Source organism: Streptomyces sp. NBRC 109706 (assembly GCF_000974485.1).
Classification (GTDB): Bacteria; Actinomycetota; Actinomycetes; order Streptomycetales; family Streptomycetaceae; genus Streptomyces.
The window spans coordinates 282,572-299,295 of record NZ_BBOM01000007.1 but is presented as its reverse complement, the minus strand read 5'-3'; the positions used below and the strand labels follow the sequence as shown (position 1 = coordinate 299,295).

The window sequence follows — 16,724 nt, the reverse complement described above, 5'->3', positions numbered from 1 at the left end:
GGCGCCCCCGAAGGGGACCTGTCGTCCACCGCCGACCCCCGCCGACCCCGGTGACCAGCCGTGCGACCGCCGTTCCACCGCGGTCGCGCGTGTCACCGGCCGGGGGTGGCGGACGGGTCGATCTCCCGCAGGAGGCCGGTGGTCACATCGAACACGAAACCGCGTACGTCATCAGTGTGGAGGAGGAAAGGCGATGTCCGCACACGCGCCATCGACTGCCGTACATCCTGGTCGAGGTCGGTGAAGGATTCCACGGCCCAGCTGGGCTTCTGCCCGACCTCGTGCTCCAGCTGCTGCCGGAAGTCCTCCGTCAGCTCCTGGAGCCCGCAGTTGGTGTGGTGGATCAGCACCACGGAACTCGTGCCCAACGCCCGCTGACTGATCGTCAGGGATCGGATGATGTCATCCGTCACGACCCCGCCCGCGTTACGGATGGTATGACAGTCACCCAGGTCCAGGCCAAGCGCGGCGTGCAGATCGAGCCGGGCGTCCATGCATGCGACGATCGCGACCTTCCGGACGGGGCGGGCGTTCATCCCGGGGTCGGTGAAGTCCTGCGCATAACGCAGATTGGCGTTGATCAACTCGTCTGTGACTGTCTTCGACATACGCGCGACGGTAGTACGAGCTTCGCGGGCGCATGCCCGGAACAGGGGTGATGCGGCTCACAGCGCCCGTTCCCGTGGGACGTTCGTCGGCGTTACGGCGAAACGCGGTACCCGATCAACCTCAGTGATTGACCGGGGAAACAGGTGGGCTAGTGTGACGCGCACGGGGAGGCGTGCGAGCAGGCCGCCGTCATCGTCCGCCACATGCCGTACCTCCCTCGAAACCTCTTTTCGAACACGGCGCGTGATCCCCTCGGAAGGCGCATGACGACCAGCAACGACCGGCCGCCGGAAGTCCGGCACAGCCCCGTGATGCTCCACCGCTGTCTGGAGCTGCTGGGCCCGGCACTGGGCGCCCCCGGAGCCGTGGTGGTGGACTGCACCCTCGGCCTGGGCGGCCACAGCGAGGCGCTGTTGGAGAGCCACCCCGACGTCCGGCTGATCGGCCTGGACCGCGATCCCCAGGCGCTCCGGCTGGCCGGCGAGCGGCTGGCCAGGTTCGGCGACCGCGCCACCCTGGTGCCCGCCGTCTACGACGAACTGCCCGACGTGCTGGCCCGACTGGCGCTGCCGGGTGTCGCCGGCGTCCTCTTCGACCTCGGCGTCTCCTCGATGCAGTTGGACGAGGACGAGCGCGGGTTCTCCTACGCCAGGGACGCCCCGCTGGACATGCGGATGGACCAGACGGCCGGCCCCAGCGCCGCCGATGTGCTCAACACCTATCCACCGGGCGAACTGGTGCGGGTGCTCCGCGCCTACGGCGAGGAGAAGTTCGCCCGCAAGATCGTCGAGGCGGTGGTACGACGCCGGACGAGCGCCCCGTTCACCACCAGCGCCGAGCTGGTCACCCTCATCAGGGAGGCGCTTCCGCAGGCGGCCAAGCGCACCGGCGGCAACCCGGCCAAGCGCACCTTCCAGGCGCTGCGCATCGAGGTCAACGGCGAGTTGACGGTGCTGGAGCGGGCCATGCCGGCGGCCGTGGACGCGCTCGCCGTGGGCGGCCGGATCGTCGTCCTCTCCTACCACTCGCTGGAGGACCGGCTGGTGAAGCGGGTCCTGGCGGCCGGCGCCGCGCATACGGCGCCCCCCGAACTGCCGGTGATCCCCGAGCGGTACCAGCCCAGGCTGCGGCTGCTCACCCGAGGCGCCGAACAGGCGTCCGAGGAGGAGGTCCAGGCCAACCGGCGCGCCGCGCCTGCGCGGCTGCGCGCCGCCGAGCGCGTCCGGGAGGGCCGATGAGCGGACGCCCCGGCCCCCAGACCCGGCTGGCCAGGATCGCCGGACTGGCCCCAGGACACGCCTCCACGGCCGCCCGCACCCCGTTCGTGCTGCTGGTCGTGGTGCTGCTGGGCGCCGGCATGCTGGCGCTGCTGATCCTCAACGCCTCGCTGAACCAGGGCTCGTTCGAGCTGAGCGAACTGCGCCGCGAGACGCAGGAGCTGACCGACGAACAGCAGCGGCTGCAGGCTGAGGTCGACGGCTACTCGGCGCCGGGCGCGCTGGCCGAGCGCGCCGAGGAGCTGGGCCTGGTCCCCGCAGGACCGCCCGCCTTCCTCGGCCCGGACGGGACCGTGCTGGGCGACGACTCCCCGGCGCCGGCCCCCGAGCCGGAGGAGGCCGAGGCGGAGGCCGCCGAGGAGAGCGCGGCGACCGAGCCGGGGGACGAACCGGCCGACCCCGCCGAGGAGACCCCGCGCGAGCCGATCGCCCCCCAGGCCGAACCGGACCGGAGCCAGGACCCGACCCAGGACCGGAGCCAGGAGCAGGCGCCGCCCGTCGAACAGCCCGTGCCGGATCCTCAGGACGCGCCCACCGACGCCGACGCCGCCACCGACGGTGCCGTCGACAACGCCCCACCGGCGGTCGAGCCGACGCCACCGGCCGCGCACCCGCCGGCCGTGAACCCGGCGGACGTGGCGGACGTACCCGGCGAAGGACAGACCCCGTGAACCACGCCCGTCCGCCGGCCCGTTCGGCCACACCGGCGGCGGCCGGCCGCGACCATCCAGCGAAGGGGAGGTGCCATGGGTTCCCCCAGACCACCACGGCCACGGCGGGGGCGCGTTGAGCGCGGCGGCTCCGGCGGGCTGCCGCTGGCCAACCCGCGCCCCCGGCTGCGGCTGGTCGGCCTCGGCCTGACCCTGGTCATGCTGGTCTTCGCGGTCCGGCTCTTCCAGGTGCAGGCCGTCGGCGCCGCCACCTATACGGAGCAGGCCGCGGTCAACCGCTATGTGACGGTGCCGCTGGCCGCCGAGCGCGGCGACATCACCGATCGTTCGGGCACCGCGCTGGCCACCACCGTGGACGCGTACGACATCACGGCCGATCCGCTGCTGTTCAGCGAGGAGAAGTCGGGCGTGCCCGACGCGCCCGAGCAGGCCGCCGCCCTGCTGGCGCCGATCCTGGACCGCGACGAGGCCGAACTCGTCGATCTGCTGGACGATCCCGGGACCCGCTACGTGGTGCTGGCCAGGGCGCAGACCCCGCAGACCTGGCGGCAGATCCGCGATCTGCGCGGCACCCTTGCCGAACAGGCCAGCAAGGGCACGGGCGATCAGGTGCTCTCCGGCGTCTTCGCCACCGAGACCGCCAAACGGGTCTATCCCAACGAGGATCTGGCCGCCGCCGTGCTCGGCTTCGTCAACAGCGAGGGCGTGGGCGCCGGCGGCCTTGAGGCGCAGCTCGACGCGCGGCTCGCGGGCGAGGACGGCCTCGTCACCTATGCGCAGTCGGGCGGCCGCCGGGTGCCCACGGCCGGCGAGCGGGAACAGCCCCCGGTGCCGGGCTCCGACATCGAGCTGACGCTGGACCGCGACATCCAGTGGGCCGCGCAGGACGCCATCTCCCGCCAGGTGGCGGCCTCCGAGGCGGACGGCGGCTATGTGGTCGTCCAGGAGACCACCACCGGCGAGATCCTGGCGCTGGCCAGCAGCCCCGGCTACGACCCCAACAACGTGGCCGCCGCCGACCCGGACGCGCTCGGCAACCCGGCGCTCCAGGACGCCTTCGAGCCCGGCTCGACCAGCAAGCTGATCACCATGGCCGCCGTGCTGGAGGAGCAGGCCGCCGCCACCGACACCCATGTCACGGTGCCCAACCGGCTGCCGCGCGCCGACCGCAGCTTCGCCGACCACGAGGAGCACGAGACGCTCTACCTCACCCTCGCCGGCGTGCTCGCCCACTCCAGCAACATCGGCACCATCCTGGCGGCCGAGGAGTTGGGCGAGACCCAGCCGGAGGCCAACGAGGTGCTGCACTCGTATCTGGACGCCTTCGGCTTCGGCCGCCCGACCGGGCTCGGCTTCCCCGGCGAGACCGCCGGCATCCTCGCGGCGCCCGAGGACTGGAACGCGTCACAGCAGTACACCGTCCCGTTCGGCCAGGGCCTCTCCGTCAACGCGGTGCAGGCCGCCTCGGTCTACTCCACGGTCGCCAACGGCGGCGAGCGGATCGCGCCCACCCTGGTGCGCGGCTGGACCGGCGAGGACGGCGAGTTCGAGCCGGCCCCCGAGCCGGAGCGGACCCGGGTGGTCGGCGAGGACACGGCCGAACAGCTGGCCCGGATGCTGGAGACCGTGGTGGCCAGCGAGGAGGGCACCGGCTCGGCCGCCCGCATCCCCGGCTACCGGGTGGCGGGAAAGACGGGTACGTCCAACCGGGTGGATCCGGCGACCGGCGCCTACTCCGGCTACACCTCCTCGTTCGCCGGTTTCGCGCCGGCCGACGCCCCCCGGGTCACCGTCTACTGCGCCGTCCAGAACCCCACCGAGGGCCCCTACACCGGCAGCGAGGTGTGCGGTCCGGTGTTCAACGAGGTCATGGCGTTCTCGCTGGCCGCGCTCCAGGTGCCGCCCACCGGAACGGAGTTCGGCGGTCTGCCCGTCACCTTCGAACCGGACGAGTAGTCCCGGGTACCCGGTGAACGACCACGGACCGACACGATGCGGACCAACCCGATCCTGGGACAGCACCCGGACGAACACGATGCGGATGAGACCAGACGAGTCCCGACCAGACACGAGACACACCCGTGGCCAAGGACACGCGGAGCACCCCATCCGACGAAAGCGGAGCACAGGCACGTGAGAACCACCACCGACCGGTCCACCTCGTTTCGCTCCACCCCCGGCCCGCCCGGTACGCTCACCGCCGTGGCACAAGCTGATCATTCCCCGGCGGCCCCACGTCCCCGGCAGCTGCGGCCGGTGCCCCTGGCGGCGCTGGCCCCGGCGCTGGGTGCCGAGCCGCCGGACGGACCCTCGGTCACCGGAATCACCCACGACTCCCGTGCGGTGCTCCCCGGCGACATCTACGCGGCGCTGCCAGGGGCCAGGTTCCACGGCGCTGACTTCGCCGCCCAGGCCGCGAGCCTGGGCGCGGTCGCCGTGCTCACCGACCCCAGCGGCACCGAACGCGCCGCGGCCACCGGCCTTCCGGTGCTGACCGTGCCCGAGCCGCGTGCCCGGATGGGCGCGCTGGCCGCCGCCATCTACCACGAGCCGGGCCGCGACCTGCTGCAGATCGGGGTCACCGGCACGGCCGGCAAGACCACCACCGCCTACCTGATCGAGGGCGGGCTGCGGGAGGCCGCCAAGGAGGGCGAGAACACCGGGCTGATCGGCACGGTGGAGACCCGGATCGGCGACGAACGGGTGAAGTCCACCAGGACCACGCCCGAGGCCACCGAACTCCAGGCGCTCTTCGCGGTGATGCGGGAGCGCGGGGTGCGGTCGGTGGCCATGGAGGTCTCCAGCCACGCGCTGACGATGGGCCGGGTGGACGGCTGCGTCTTCGACGTCGCGGTCTTCACCAACCTCAGCCCCGAACACCTGGACTTCCACCTGGACATGGAGGACTACTTCCAGGCCAAGGCGCAGCTCTTCACCAAGGCCAGGTCCCGGGCCGGCGTGGTCAACCTGGACGACGAGTGGGGCCGCCGGCTGGCCGCCGAGTCCGGGGTGCCCGTCACCACCTATTCGGCCGAGGGCCACCCGGACGCCGACTGGCGCGCCGACGACGTCGAACTGGGCCCGGTCGGCTCCACGTTCACCGTGCTCGGCCCCGGCGGCGTCCGGCTGTCGGCCACCGCGCCGCTGCCGGGCCCCTTCAACGTCTCCAACGCGCTGGGGGCCATCGCCGCGCTGGACGCCGCGGGCGTCGCCCCGGAGGTCGCCGCCCGTGGCGTGGCCGCCGTGCCCGGGGTGCCGGGCCGGCTGGAGCGGGTGCGGGCCGGCCAGCCCTATCTGGCCGTGGTCGACTACGCGCACAAGCCGGCCGCCGTGGAGTCCGTGCTGCAGGCGCTGCGCAAGGTCACCGAGGGACAGCTGCACGCGGTGCTCGGCTGCGGCGGCGACCGGGACCCGCACAAACGCCAGGCGATGGGCGCCGCCCTCGCCCGACTGGCCGACACCGCCGTGCTCACCTCGGACAACCCGCGCTCCGAGGACCCGCTCGCGATCCTCGCCACCATGCTGGCCGGCGCCGCCGAGGTGCCGGTGCACGAACGCGGCACCGTCCTCCTGGAGGAGGACAGGGCGGCCGCCATCGCCGCCGCCGTGGCCCGCGCCGAGCCGGGCGACACCGTGCTGGTGGCCGGCAAGGGACACGAGCAGGGCCAGGACATCGCCGGCGTGATCCGGCCGTTCGACGACCGGGTCGAGCTGCGCGCCGCCATCGAACGTGCCGTGGGGGAGCGGCACATCGGGCGGCCCACCCCAGACCACCGAGCGAAACCCCCGACCACCCATCCGACGCCAGGCGAGGCCCGCTGAAGTGATCCCCCTTTCCGTTGCTCAGCTCACCACGGTCGTGCGGGGAGAGCCGCACGACATACCTCAGGCGCCGCCCCGCGTGACAGGACCCGTGGTCATCGACTCCCGGCTGGTCGAGCCAGGTTCGCTCTTCGCCGCGCTGCCGGGCGACCGGGTGGACGGGCACGACTTCGCCGAGCGCGCGGTGGCCGACGGCGCCGCCCTGGTGCTGGCCAGCCGACCGGTCGGCGTGCCGGCCGTGGTGGTGGACGATGTGGTCGCCGCGCTCAGCGCGTTGGCCCGCCATGTGGTGCGGACCCTGGACCCCACGGTGGTCGCGCTCACCGGCTCCGCCGGCAAGACCAGCACCAAGGACCTGATCGCCCAGCTGCTGCGGCGCGTCGGGCCCACGGTCTGGACGCCGGGCTCCTTCAACAACGAGATCGGCCTGCCGCTGACCGTGCTCGGCGCCGACGAGACCACCCGCTTCCTGGTGCTGGAGATGGGCGCCAGGGGAGTCGGCCATATCCGTTCCCTCACCGAGCTGACCCCGCCGAAGGTCGGCGCGGTGCTCAACGTGGGCACCGCGCACATCGGCGAGTTCGGCGACCGGGAGACCATCGCCCGCGCCAAGGGCGAGCTGGTCGAGGCGCTGCCGCCGGCCGACGAGGGCGGTGTCGCGGTGCTCAACGCCGACGATCCGCTGGTGCGCGCGATGAGCGAGCGCACCGGGGCCCGGGTGGTCCTCTTCGGCGAGGCGGAGAACGCGGACATTCGTGCGGAGAACGCCCGCCTGACTCCTGAGGGATGCCCCACGTTCGCCCTCAGAACCCCCACCGGGTGCGCCGATGTGACGATGCGGTTGTACGGTGAGCACCATGTGTCGAACGCGCTTGCCGCGGCGGCCGTGGCGCATGAGGTAGGCATGTCGGCGTCGGACATCGCGGAAACGCTGGCCGAGGCCGGCCCGCTCTCGAAGTGGCGGATGGAGGTCACCGAGCGAGCGGACGGCGTGGTGATCGTCAACGACGCCTACAACGCCAACCCCGACTCCATGCGCGCCGCGCTGCGCACGCTGGTCCATATGGGCGGCGCCACCAAGGACGAGGGTGGCCGCACCTGGGCGGTGCTCGGCGAGATGGCCGAGCTCGGCGACGACGCGTTCGCCGAGCACGACGCCGTCGGACGGCTCGCCGTTCGGCTCAACGTCAACAGGCTTGTGTCCGTGGGCGGTCGCGAGGCCGCCTGGCTGGACATGGGCGCCAAGAACGAGGGTTCGTGGGGTGAGGAGTCGGTGCGTGTGTCCGACGCTCAGGCAGCCGTCGAGCTGCTGCGCGGTCAGCTGCGACCGGGGGACGTGGTGTTGGTGAAGGCGTCCAGATCGGTGGGGCTCGAACAGGTGGCCCTGACGCTGGCGGCCGACGCCGATGGTGAGGTCGCGGCCCGATGAGGCAGATCCTCTTCTCCGGAGCCATCGGGCTCTTCCTCACCCTGGTCGGCACCCCGCTGCTGATCAAGCTGCTCGCCCGCCGCGGCTACGGCCAGTACATCAGGGACGACGGGCCCAGGGACCACCACGCCAAACGCGGCACCCCGACCATGGGCGGCATCGCGTTCATCCTGGCCACCCTGATCGCCTACGCCGTCACCAAGGTCGTCACCAGCTCCCAGCCCACCATCTCCGGGCTGCTGGTGCTCTTCCTGATGGCCGGCATGGGCCTGGTCGGCTTCCTGGACGACTACATCAAGATCGTCCGAAGGCGCAGCCTGGGCCTGCGGGCCGGCGCCAAGATGCTCGGCCAGTTCATCGTGGGTGTCGCCTTCGCGATCCTCTCGCTGAACTTCGCCGACGCCCGGGGCCTCACCCCGGCCTCCACCCACCTCTCCTTCACCCAGGACTTCAGCTGGTCCATCGGCCCGGTGCTCTTCGTGCTGTGGGCGCTCTTCATGATCCTGGCGATGTCCAACGGGGTGAACCTCACCGACGGCCTGGACGGCCTGGCCACCGGCGCCGCCGTGATGGTCTTCGGCGCCTATGTCTTCATCGGCGTCTGGCAGTACGGCCAGACCTGCGCCGAGTTCGCCACCGCGGGCGCCAGCTGTTACGAGGTACGGGATCCGCTCGACGGGGCCGTGGTGGCGTCCGCGCTGATGGGCGCGCTCTTCGGCTTCCTGTGGTGGAACACCTCGCCGGCCAAGATCTTCATGGGCGACACCGGCTCGCTGGCCCTGGGCGGCGCGCTCGCCGGGCTGGCCATCGTCTCCCGCACCGAGCTGCTGGTCGCCGTCCTCGGCGGACTCTTCGTGCTGATCACCATGTCCGTGGTGATCCAGGTCGGCTCCTTCAAGCTCACCGGCAAACGCGTCTTCAAGATGGCCCCGCTCCAGCACCACTTCGAGCTGAAAGGCTGGAGCGAAGTGCTGGTGGTGGTCAGATTCTGGATCATCCAGGGCATGTGCGTGATCGTCGGCATCGGCATCTTCTACGGGACCTGGGTGGCCGACTGGTGAGCGGGACGGTGCGGGAGACCGAGTTCGAGGGCCGCCGGGTCACCGTCGCCGGGCTTGGCGTCAGCGGCGCCGGCGCGGCCCGCGCGCTCCTCGCCAGGGGCGCCGAGGTGACCCTGGTGGACGGCAACGACGGCGAACGGCAGCGCGCCCAGGCCGGCGAGCTGACCGCCGCCGGCGTCGAGGTACGCCTCGGCGACGGCGACACCCTGCCCAAGGGCGCCGAACTGGTCGTCACCTCGCCGGGCTGGCCCCCGGACCATCCGCTCTTCGCCGCCGCCGCCGAGGCCGGCGTGCCGGTCTGGGGCGACGTGGAGCTGGCCTGGCGGCTGCGCGGCCGGGACGCGGCGCCCTGGCTCGCGGTCACCGGCACCAACGGCAAGACCACAACGACCAGGATGCTCGCCGCGATCCTGGCCGCCGCCGGGCTGCGCACGGCCGCCGTCGGCAACATCGGCGTCCCGGTGGTGGACGCGGTGCTCGCCGACCCGCCGTACGACGTGCTCGCCGTCGAGCTGTCCAGCTACCAGCTGCACTGGGCGCCCTCGCTCCGCGCGCACTCGGGCGCGGTGCTCAACCTCGCGCCCGACCATCTGGACTGGCACGGCTCGATGGCCGCCTACGCCGCCGACAAGGGCCGGATCTACGCCGGCAACGAGGTGGCCTGCGTCTACAACGTCGCCGACCCGGCCACCGAGGAACTGGTGCGGGAGGCCGACGTGGTCGAGGGGTGCCGGGCCGTCGGCTTCACCCTCGGCCCGCCGGCCCCCTCCCAACTCGGTGTGGTCGAGGGCCTGTTGGTGGACCGCGCGTTTGTGGACCGGCCGGATCTGGCCGAGGAGCTGGCCCAGGTCTCCGATGTCGACCCGCCCGCCCCGCACAATGTCGCCAACGCGCTGGCCGCCGCCGCGCTGGCCCGCGCCTACGGCGTGCCGGCCGACGCGGTCCGCCGGGGCCTGGCCGCCTACCGTCCCGACCCGCACCGGATCTCCCATGTGGCCACGGTGGCCGGCGTCGGCTATGTGGACGACTCCAAGGCCACCAACACCCATGCCGCGCTGGCCTCGCTCGGCGCCTATCCGTCGATCGTCTGGATCGCCGGCGGTCTCGCCAAGGGCGCGACCTTCGACGAGCTGGCCGCCGCCTCGGCGGACCGGCTGCGCGGGGTGGTGCTGATCGGCGCCGACCGCCGGCTGATCGCCGAGGCGTTGACGCGACACGCGCCGGATGTGCCGGTCGTGGACCTCGACCGGACCGACACTGGGGCGATGGCGGCGGCGGTCTCCGAGGCGACCCGCCTGGCCGCCCCCGGGGACACCGTGCTGTTGGCGCCGGCCTGTGCGTCGATGGACATGTTCACCAACTACAACGTCCGCGGCGACGCGTTCGCCGCCGCCGTGCGTCAGCTGGCCGCGGACCCCGCGGACCAGGAACCGAACGAGCAGTAGCCCGCCGGCGGCCCGCGACCGCCGTCGCGGGCCCGAGGAGGGGACGACATGAGGTGGCCGCCGGCCGCGACGGCACACGTCCTCGGCCCCGGCGCCGTCGGCGCCCTGGCCCGCGCCGGAGCGCCGGCCGGCCGGGCCGGGCGCGGCGCCCAGCGCACGCGCCCGTCGCGCCCCGCGCCCCGGCGCCAGGCCCGGCGCACGCCGGCGCCGCGCCCCCCGCGCCGGCCGCGCTTCCTGGAGCGGCTCCGACAGGCCTGGGACCGCCCGCTGACGGCCTATTACGTGATCCTGGGCACCGCCCTGCTGATCACCCTGCTCGGCCTGGTGATGGTCTTCTCCGCCTCGCAGATCCAGGCGCTGCGCTACCAGCACCCGGCCACCTTCTACTTCCGCAAACAGCTGCTCGCCGCGCTGCTCGGCGGCGTGCTGCTGCTGGTCGCCTCCCGGATCCCGGTCCGGCTGCTGCGCGCGCTCACCTACCCGTTCCTGGCCTTCGCCGTACTGCTGTTGGTGCTGGTCCAGGTGCCCGGGATCGGTGTCGAGGTCAACGGCTCCACCAGCTGGATCGCCGTTGGCGGATCGTTCCAGCTGCAGCCCAGCGAGTTCGCCAAGCTCGGGCTGCTGCTGTGGGGCGCCGACCTGCTGGCCCGCAAGGGCGAACGCGGGCTGCTGACCCAGTGGCGGCATCTGCTGATCCCGCTGCTGCCCGGCGCGTTGCTCGTCTTCGGCCTGGTGATGGTCGGCGGCGACATGGGCACCGTGATGATCCTGGTGGCCGTGCTGTTCGCGCTGCTGTGGCTGGCCGGCGCCCCGACCCGGCTCTTCGTCGGCGTCCTGCTGGTGGCCGCCGTGCTGTTCACGCTCTTCATGGCCACCGCGCCGCACCGGATGGACCGGCTGGCCTGTCTCGGCGCCACCGATCCGGGCCCCAACGACCGCTGTTGGCAGGCGGTGCACGGCATCTACGCGCTGGCGTCGGGCGGCTGGTTCGGCTCGGGGCTCGGCGCCAGTGTGGAGAAATGGGGCGAACTGCCCGAGCCCCACACGGACTTCATCTTCGCCATCACCGGGGAGGAGCTCGGCCTTGCGGGCACGCTGTCCGTCCTCGGCCTCTTCGCGGCTCTAGGCTATGCGGGTATCCGCGTGGCCGGACGCACGGAGGACCCCTTCGTGAGGTATGCCGCGGGAGGGGTGACCGCGTGGCTGATGACCCAGACCGTGATCAACATCGGTGCGGTGCTGGGACTGCTGCCCATCGCCGGTGTACCCCTGCCGCTGTTCTCCTACGGGGGCTCCGCCCTGCTGCCCACCATGTTCGCCGTCGGACTGCTGATCGCCTTCGCGCGCGGCGAGCCGGCGGCCAGGGCCGCACTGGCCATGCGGGGACCCGGGCTGAGAAGAAAGACGATGAGACGGCGCGTGAAGTCGGCGCCGTCCGGAGAGCGGTGAAAATCGGTGCATGTAGTCCTCGCTGGCGGAGGGACCGCCGGCCACATCGAGCCCGCGCTCGCCCTCGCGGACGCCCTGCGCAGACATGATCCGACGGTGGGCATCACGGCGCTGGGCACGGAGCGCGGCCTGGAGACCCGTCTGGTGCCCGAGCGGGGATACGAGTTGGGGCTGATCCCCGCCGTGCCGCTGCCCCGTAAACCCACCCCCGAACTGATCACCGTCCCCGGCCGGTTGCGGGGCACCATCAAGGCGGCCGAGGAGATCATCGAACGCACCAAGGCGGACTGCGTGGTCGGCTTCGGCGGCTATGTGGCGCTGCCCGGCTATCTGGCGGCCAAGCGGCAACGGGTGCCGATCGTCGTGCACGAGGCCAACGCCCGTCCCGGGCTCGCCAACCGCATCGGCGCCCGCTACACCAAGTTCGTCGCCGTCTCCACACCCGACAGCAAGCTGCGGCACGCCCGCTATCTGGGCATCCCGCTGCGCCGTTCCATCGCCACGCTGCAGCGCGCCGCGATGCGGCAGCAGGCCCGTTCCTATTTCGGCCTGGACGCCAACCTGCCGACCCTGCTGGTCTCCGGCGGCTCGCAGGGCGCCCGCCGGCTGAACGAGGTGATCGCCTCGGCGGTGCCGGTGCTGCAGCGTTCCGGGGTGCAGGTGCTGCACGCGGTCGGCCCGAAGAACGAGCTGCCGCAGCTGGACACCATGCCGGGCATGCCGCCCTATATCCCGCTCTCCTACGTGGACCGGATGGATCTCGCCTACGCGGCGGCCGACATGATGCTCTGTCGGGCCGGCGCGATGACGGTCGCCGAGCTGTCGGCGGTCGGCCTCCCGGCGGCCTATGTGCCGCTGCCGGTGGGCAACGGCGAGCAGCGGCTCAACGCCCAGCCGGTGGTCAAGGCCGGTGGCGGCCTGCTGATCGACGACGCCGAGCTGACCCCGGAGTGGGTGCGGGACAACGTGCTCCCGGTGCTCACCGACCCGGGCCGGCTGATGGCGATGTCCAACGCCGCCGCCGAGTTCGGGCGCCGGGACGCGGATGATCTGCTGGTCGGCATGGTGCGCGAGGCGATCGCGGCGCGCAAGGCGTAGCGAGGGAGAGGGAGTTGGGGAGCGTGGCCGGAGTAACCACCGCCGAACGCGGCGGCGACCGCCGTCAGTCGGAGTCCGGTCCGCCCCCGGCGGATCCCACGGGGCGCCGTCCCCGCTGGCTGCCGAAGCCCTGGGTGCTGCTGCTCGGCGGCGCGCTGCTGCTCGGCCTCGGCGGCTTCGGCACCTGGGCGCTGTTCGGCTCCGACTGGCTGCGCGTCGAGCGGGTCTCGGTGAACTGGACGGAGGGACCGAGGGAGTTGACCGAGGAACAGATCCTCACCGCCGCGGCGGTCCCGGTGGGCTCCCCGATGGCCTCGCTGGACAAGGGGGCCGTCAGCGAGCGGCTGCTGGCCGCCCTGCCCCGTCTCGACACGGTGCGGGTGGTGCGGGCCTGGCCGGACGGCGTCTCGCTCAAGGTGGTCGAACGCGAGGCCGTCCTCCAGCAGCCCACGGACGACGGCTTCGCCGAAGTGGACGACGAAGGCGTCGCGTTCGCGGAGAACGCCGAGGCGCTGTCCGGGGTGCCGCTGCTGGAGCTTGAGGTGGGTGACAGCCCGAGCTGGCGTCGGTTCGGCGAGGACCGGATCAGGGCCGAGGCCGCCTCGGTGCTGCCCGCGTTGCCCGAGTCGGTCCGCTCGGACCTCGAGGTGCTGCGGGTCGCCTCCTATGACTCCATCACCCTGGAGTTGTCCGGCGACCGCACCGTGCGCTGGGGCAGCGCCGAGGACTCCGAGGCCAAGGCGACGGCGCTGGAGGCCGTCTTCAACGTGGCGGGAGACGCCCGGCACTTCGACGTCCAGGCCCCCAGCGTGCCCGCTGTGGCGGGTGGTTGACCGGGTGCCACATCGGCGCCGACCACACCCTGGTTGACTGACCGGCGGCGTGATCACATAGGGTGAAAAGAAAAACGGGAGGTTCGGCGTGTTCGTTGAACGCGCACCACTTATCGACTTAGTGTCCGTTCCTAGGAATCCAAGGAACGGCAAGCACAGGTAACCCTAAACTTGAGCGATAGGGTTCGGGGCGGCTTATCCATCCGTCCCATCGGCATCAGTCGGCGCGCTGCGGCTTCACGCGGAGCGGCGACACGTAAATCGAGGCGAGAGGCCTTCGACGTGGCAGCACCGCAGAACTACCTCGCAGTCATCAAGGTCGTCGGTATCGGCGGCGGTGGCGTCAACGCCATCAACCGGATGATCGAGGTCGGTCTCAAGGGCGTCGAGTTCATCGCGATCAACACCGATGCTCAGGCGCTGCTGATGAGCGACGCCGACGTCAAGCTGGACGTCGGGCGCGAGCTGACCAGGGGGTTGGGCGCCGGCGCCAACCCCGAGGTGGGACGCAAGGCTGCCGAGGACCACCGCGAGGAGATCGAGGAGGTCCTCAAGGGGGCCGACATGGTCTTCGTCACCGCGGGCGAGGGCGGCGGCACCGGCACCGGCGGCGCTCCGGTCGTGGCGAACATCGCGCGCTCGCTTGGCGCGCTGACCATCGGCGTGGTCACCCGTCCGTTCACCTTCGAGGGCCGCCGTCGTGCCAACCAGGCGGAGGACGGCATCGCCAGCCTCCGCGACGAGGTCGACACGCTGATCGTCATCCCCAACGACCGTTTGCTGTCCATTTCCGACCGTCAGGTGAGCGTCCTCGACGCCTTCAAGTCGGCGGACCAGGTGCTGCTCTCCGGTGTGCAGGGCATCACGGACCTGATCACCACCCCGGGCCTGATCAACCTCGACTTCGCCGACGTCAAGTCCGTTATGTCCGAGGCCGGTTCGGCGCTGATGGGGATCGGTTCCGCGCGCGGGGACGACCGCGCGGTGGCGGCGGCCGAGATGGCGATCTCGTCCCCGCTGCTCGAAGCCTCCATCGACGGCGCCAGGGGCGTGCTGCTCTCCATCTCCGGCGGTTCGGACCTCGGTCTCTTCGAGATCAACGAGGCGGCCCAACTGGTCAGCGAGGCGGCGCATCCCGAGGCCAACATCATCTTCGGCGCGGTGATCGACGACGCGCTGGGCGACGAGGTGCGGGTCACCGTGATCGCCGCCGGCTTCGACGGTGGCCAGCCGCCGTCCCGCAACCGCGACAAGGGGCTCGGCGCGTACGGCGGCAAGGACGAGTCCGCCGGGCTCGGCGCCGAGCGCGCGGTCGAGCCGGAGCCCGAGCGCCCCTCGTTCGGCAGCCTGGGCACCCTGTCCGGGCGGGAGCCGGCCTCGCTGGCCGACCGGGAGAGCGACGCGGGGCACGAGCCGTCCGTCGAGTCCACCCGCGACCAGGCGAAGACCCCTCCGCAGGTTCCCTCGGCCCGCCCCTACGAGGGTGGTCAGGTCGAAGAGCTCGATGTGCCCGACTTCCTGAAGTGATAACCCGACAGAGCCCCGCGAGCGGCGCGCACTACGCCTTCACCGATGTTCGAGGCGGGGTGAGCGCCGCTCCGTATGCCACCGCGAACTTGGGCGACGCGGTGGGGGACGATCCCGCCGCGGTCACCGTCAACCGGGAGCGCGCCGCCCACGCGCTGGGTCTCGCGCCGACCGATGTGCGATGGATGCGCCAGGTCCACGGGGGAGAGGTGGCGGTCGTCGACGAGTCGGCGCCCGAGGGGCCGTTGCCCGAGGTCGACGGTCTGGTCACCGCCCGCCGGGGGGTGGCGCTCGCCGTTCTGACCGCCGACTGCACGCCCGTGCTGCTGGCCGATCCGGTCGCCGGCGTCGCCGGCGCGGCGCACGCCGGGCGCCCGGGGCTGCTGGCCGGGGTGGTTCCGGCGACGGTCAAGGCGATGCTCGCGCTGGGCGCGCGCCCCGAGCGCATCGTGGCCCGCACCGGGCCGGCCATCTGCGGCCGTTGCTACGAGGTTCCCGAGGAGCTGCGGCGTCGGGCCGAGGAGTCGGTCCCCGGCAGCGGCGCGACCACCGGCTGGGGCACGCCGGCCATCGACATCCCGGCGGGGGTCGGCCGGCAGCTGGCGGAGGTGGGCGTGACCGATATCGCGAACTCCCCGGTCTGCACCCGGGAGTCCGCCGACCACTTCTCCTACCGCCGCGCGTCAACCACGGGACGCCAGGCCAGCTATGTGTGGGTGGCGCGATGACGGATTCGGGGGCGCGCGAGGCGGAGTTGGCCACCAATCTCGCCCATGTGGAGCAGCGCATCACCCGTGCGTGTGCGGCCGCGGGGCGCGCGCGGTCCGAGGTGACCCTGGTGGTGGTGAGCAAGACCTATCCGGCCGAGGACGTCAGGCTGCTCGCCGGTCTCGGGGTGCGGGAATTCGCCGAGAACCGTGACCAGGAGGCGGCGGAAAAAGCGGCCGCCTGCGCCGATCTCACGCTGAGTTGGCACTTTGTGGGGCAGTTGCAGACAAATAAGGCGCGTTCGGTCGTCGAGTATGCGGATTATGTGCATTCCATCGACCGGCTAAAGGTGGTCAACGCCCTCTCGGCGGCGGTGGGGCGCCGCTCCCGCCCCTCGCTGAACTGTCTGATTCAGGTGGCTTTGGAAAAGGATTCCGGGTTGGGCGAGGGGCGCGGCGGCGCCGCCCCCGACGAGGTCGGCGCGTTGGCGGCGGCCGTCGCCGAGGCGCCGGGGCTGCGCCTGGCCGGGCTGATGACGGTGGCTCCGCTGAGCGGTCGGTACGCCAACTCCCCTTCGGCGGCCTTTGCTCGGCTGATAGAAATCTCCAGGGACCTGCGCTTGACGGCTCCTGCTGCCACCATGGTCTCTGCCGGTATGAGCGCCGATCTGGAGGAGGCGATCGGCGCGGGAGCGACACACGTACGCGTCGGCAGCGCGGTGCTCGGTGTCCGACCCACCCTCGGGTAACGTCGCCAAACGAGGGGCCACAGTCGAAAATATGGTCATTCCCGATC

General features: G+C 72.1%; 14 protein-coding genes. 13 read left to right on the top strand and 1 reads right to left on the bottom strand.

The genetic code is table 11. The features are described from left to right. Nucleotides 1–92: 92 nt before the first annotated feature. Nucleotides 93–608, bottom strand: coding sequence for a carbonic anhydrase (locus AOM46_RS15555; protein WP_062211579.1), 516 nt, complete (start codon nucleotides 606–608; stop codon nucleotides 93–95). Between the two features lie 264 nt (nucleotides 609–872). Here AOM46_RS15555 and rsmH point away from each other — a divergent pair, with 264 nt between their 5' ends. From rsmH to AOM46_RS15490, 13 genes are all read left to right on the top strand, one after another. Further along, nucleotides 873–1,847, top strand: a complete 975-nt coding sequence (rsmH, locus tag AOM46_RS15550; RefSeq protein WP_062211576.1) for a 16S rRNA (cytosine(1402)-N(4))-methyltransferase RsmH — start codon at nucleotides 873–875, stop codon at nucleotides 1,845–1,847. Continuing rightward, on the top strand, nucleotides 1,844–2,557 hold the full coding sequence (locus tag AOM46_RS33200; RefSeq protein ID WP_199823978.1) for a septum formation initiator family protein: 714 nt from the start codon (nucleotides 1,844–1,846) through the stop codon (nucleotides 2,555–2,557). The genes rsmH and AOM46_RS33200 overlap by 4 nt, the downstream gene beginning before the upstream one ends. Before the next feature lie 75 nt (nucleotides 2,558–2,632). Further along, nucleotides 2,633–4,513: a penicillin-binding protein 2 gene (locus AOM46_RS15540; RefSeq protein ID WP_062211573.1), complete on the top strand. Its 1,881-nt coding sequence runs from the start codon at nucleotides 2,633–2,635 to the stop codon at nucleotides 4,511–4,513. Between the two features lie 246 nt (nucleotides 4,514–4,759). Next, nucleotides 4,760–6,379 (top strand): UDP-N-acetylmuramoyl-L-alanyl-D-glutamate--2,6-diaminopimelate ligase, encoded by a 1,620-nt coding sequence (locus AOM46_RS15535; RefSeq protein ID WP_234313794.1) that lies wholly within the window; start codon nucleotides 4,760–4,762, stop codon nucleotides 6,377–6,379. Between the two features lies 1 nt (nucleotide 6,380). Continuing rightward, nucleotides 6,381–7,808, top strand: a complete 1,428-nt coding sequence (gene murF / locus AOM46_RS15530) for a UDP-N-acetylmuramoyl-tripeptide--D-alanyl-D-alanine ligase (protein ID WP_062211567.1) — start codon at nucleotides 6,381–6,383, stop codon at nucleotides 7,806–7,808. After that, a complete protein-coding gene (gene mraY, locus AOM46_RS15525; protein WP_062211564.1) occupies nucleotides 7,805–8,869 on the top strand; it encodes a phospho-N-acetylmuramoyl-pentapeptide-transferase in 1,065 nt (354 codons plus the stop codon). The genes murF and mraY overlap by 4 nt, the downstream gene beginning before the upstream one ends. Then, nucleotides 8,866–10,314 carry a UDP-N-acetylmuramoyl-L-alanine--D-glutamate ligase gene (gene murD, locus AOM46_RS15520; RefSeq protein ID WP_078856850.1) on the top strand — a complete coding sequence of 483 codons (1,449 nt, stop codon included), beginning with the start codon at nucleotides 8,866–8,868 and terminating at the stop codon, nucleotides 10,312–10,314. The genes mraY and murD overlap by 4 nt, the downstream gene beginning before the upstream one ends. Nucleotides 10,315–10,362: 48 nt before the next feature. Continuing rightward, nucleotides 10,363–11,763, top strand: a complete 1,401-nt coding sequence (gene ftsW, locus AOM46_RS15515; protein WP_078856849.1) for a putative lipid II flippase FtsW — start codon at nucleotides 10,363–10,365, stop codon at nucleotides 11,761–11,763. Between the two features lie 6 nt (nucleotides 11,764–11,769). Next, nucleotides 11,770–12,861 carry an undecaprenyldiphospho-muramoylpentapeptide beta-N-acetylglucosaminyltransferase gene (gene murG, locus AOM46_RS15510; RefSeq protein ID WP_062211561.1) on the top strand — a complete coding sequence of 364 codons (1,092 nt, stop codon included), beginning with the start codon at nucleotides 11,770–11,772 and terminating at the stop codon, nucleotides 12,859–12,861. Between the two features lie 23 nt (nucleotides 12,862–12,884). Then, nucleotides 12,885–13,694 (top strand): cell division protein FtsQ/DivIB, encoded by an 810-nt coding sequence (locus tag AOM46_RS15505; protein ID WP_062211558.1) that lies wholly within the window; start codon nucleotides 12,885–12,887, stop codon nucleotides 13,692–13,694. A gap of 282 nt (nucleotides 13,695–13,976) precedes the next feature. Next, nucleotides 13,977–15,221, top strand: coding sequence for a cell division protein FtsZ (ftsZ, locus tag AOM46_RS15500; protein WP_062211556.1), 1,245 nt, complete (start codon nucleotides 13,977–13,979; stop codon nucleotides 15,219–15,221). After that, the gene (pgeF, locus tag AOM46_RS15495) at nucleotides 15,218–15,949 is read left to right on the top strand and encodes a peptidoglycan editing factor PgeF (RefSeq protein ID WP_067226246.1); all 732 of its coding nucleotides are present in this window, start codon (nucleotides 15,218–15,220) and stop codon (nucleotides 15,947–15,949) included. The genes ftsZ and pgeF overlap by 4 nt, the downstream gene beginning before the upstream one ends. Beyond that, nucleotides 15,946–16,677: a YggS family pyridoxal phosphate-dependent enzyme gene (locus AOM46_RS15490; protein WP_062212645.1), complete on the top strand. Its 732-nt coding sequence runs from the start codon at nucleotides 15,946–15,948 to the stop codon at nucleotides 16,675–16,677. Before pgeF ends, AOM46_RS15490 begins: the two co-directional genes overlap by 4 nt. Nucleotides 16,678–16,724: the final 47 nt, after the last annotated feature.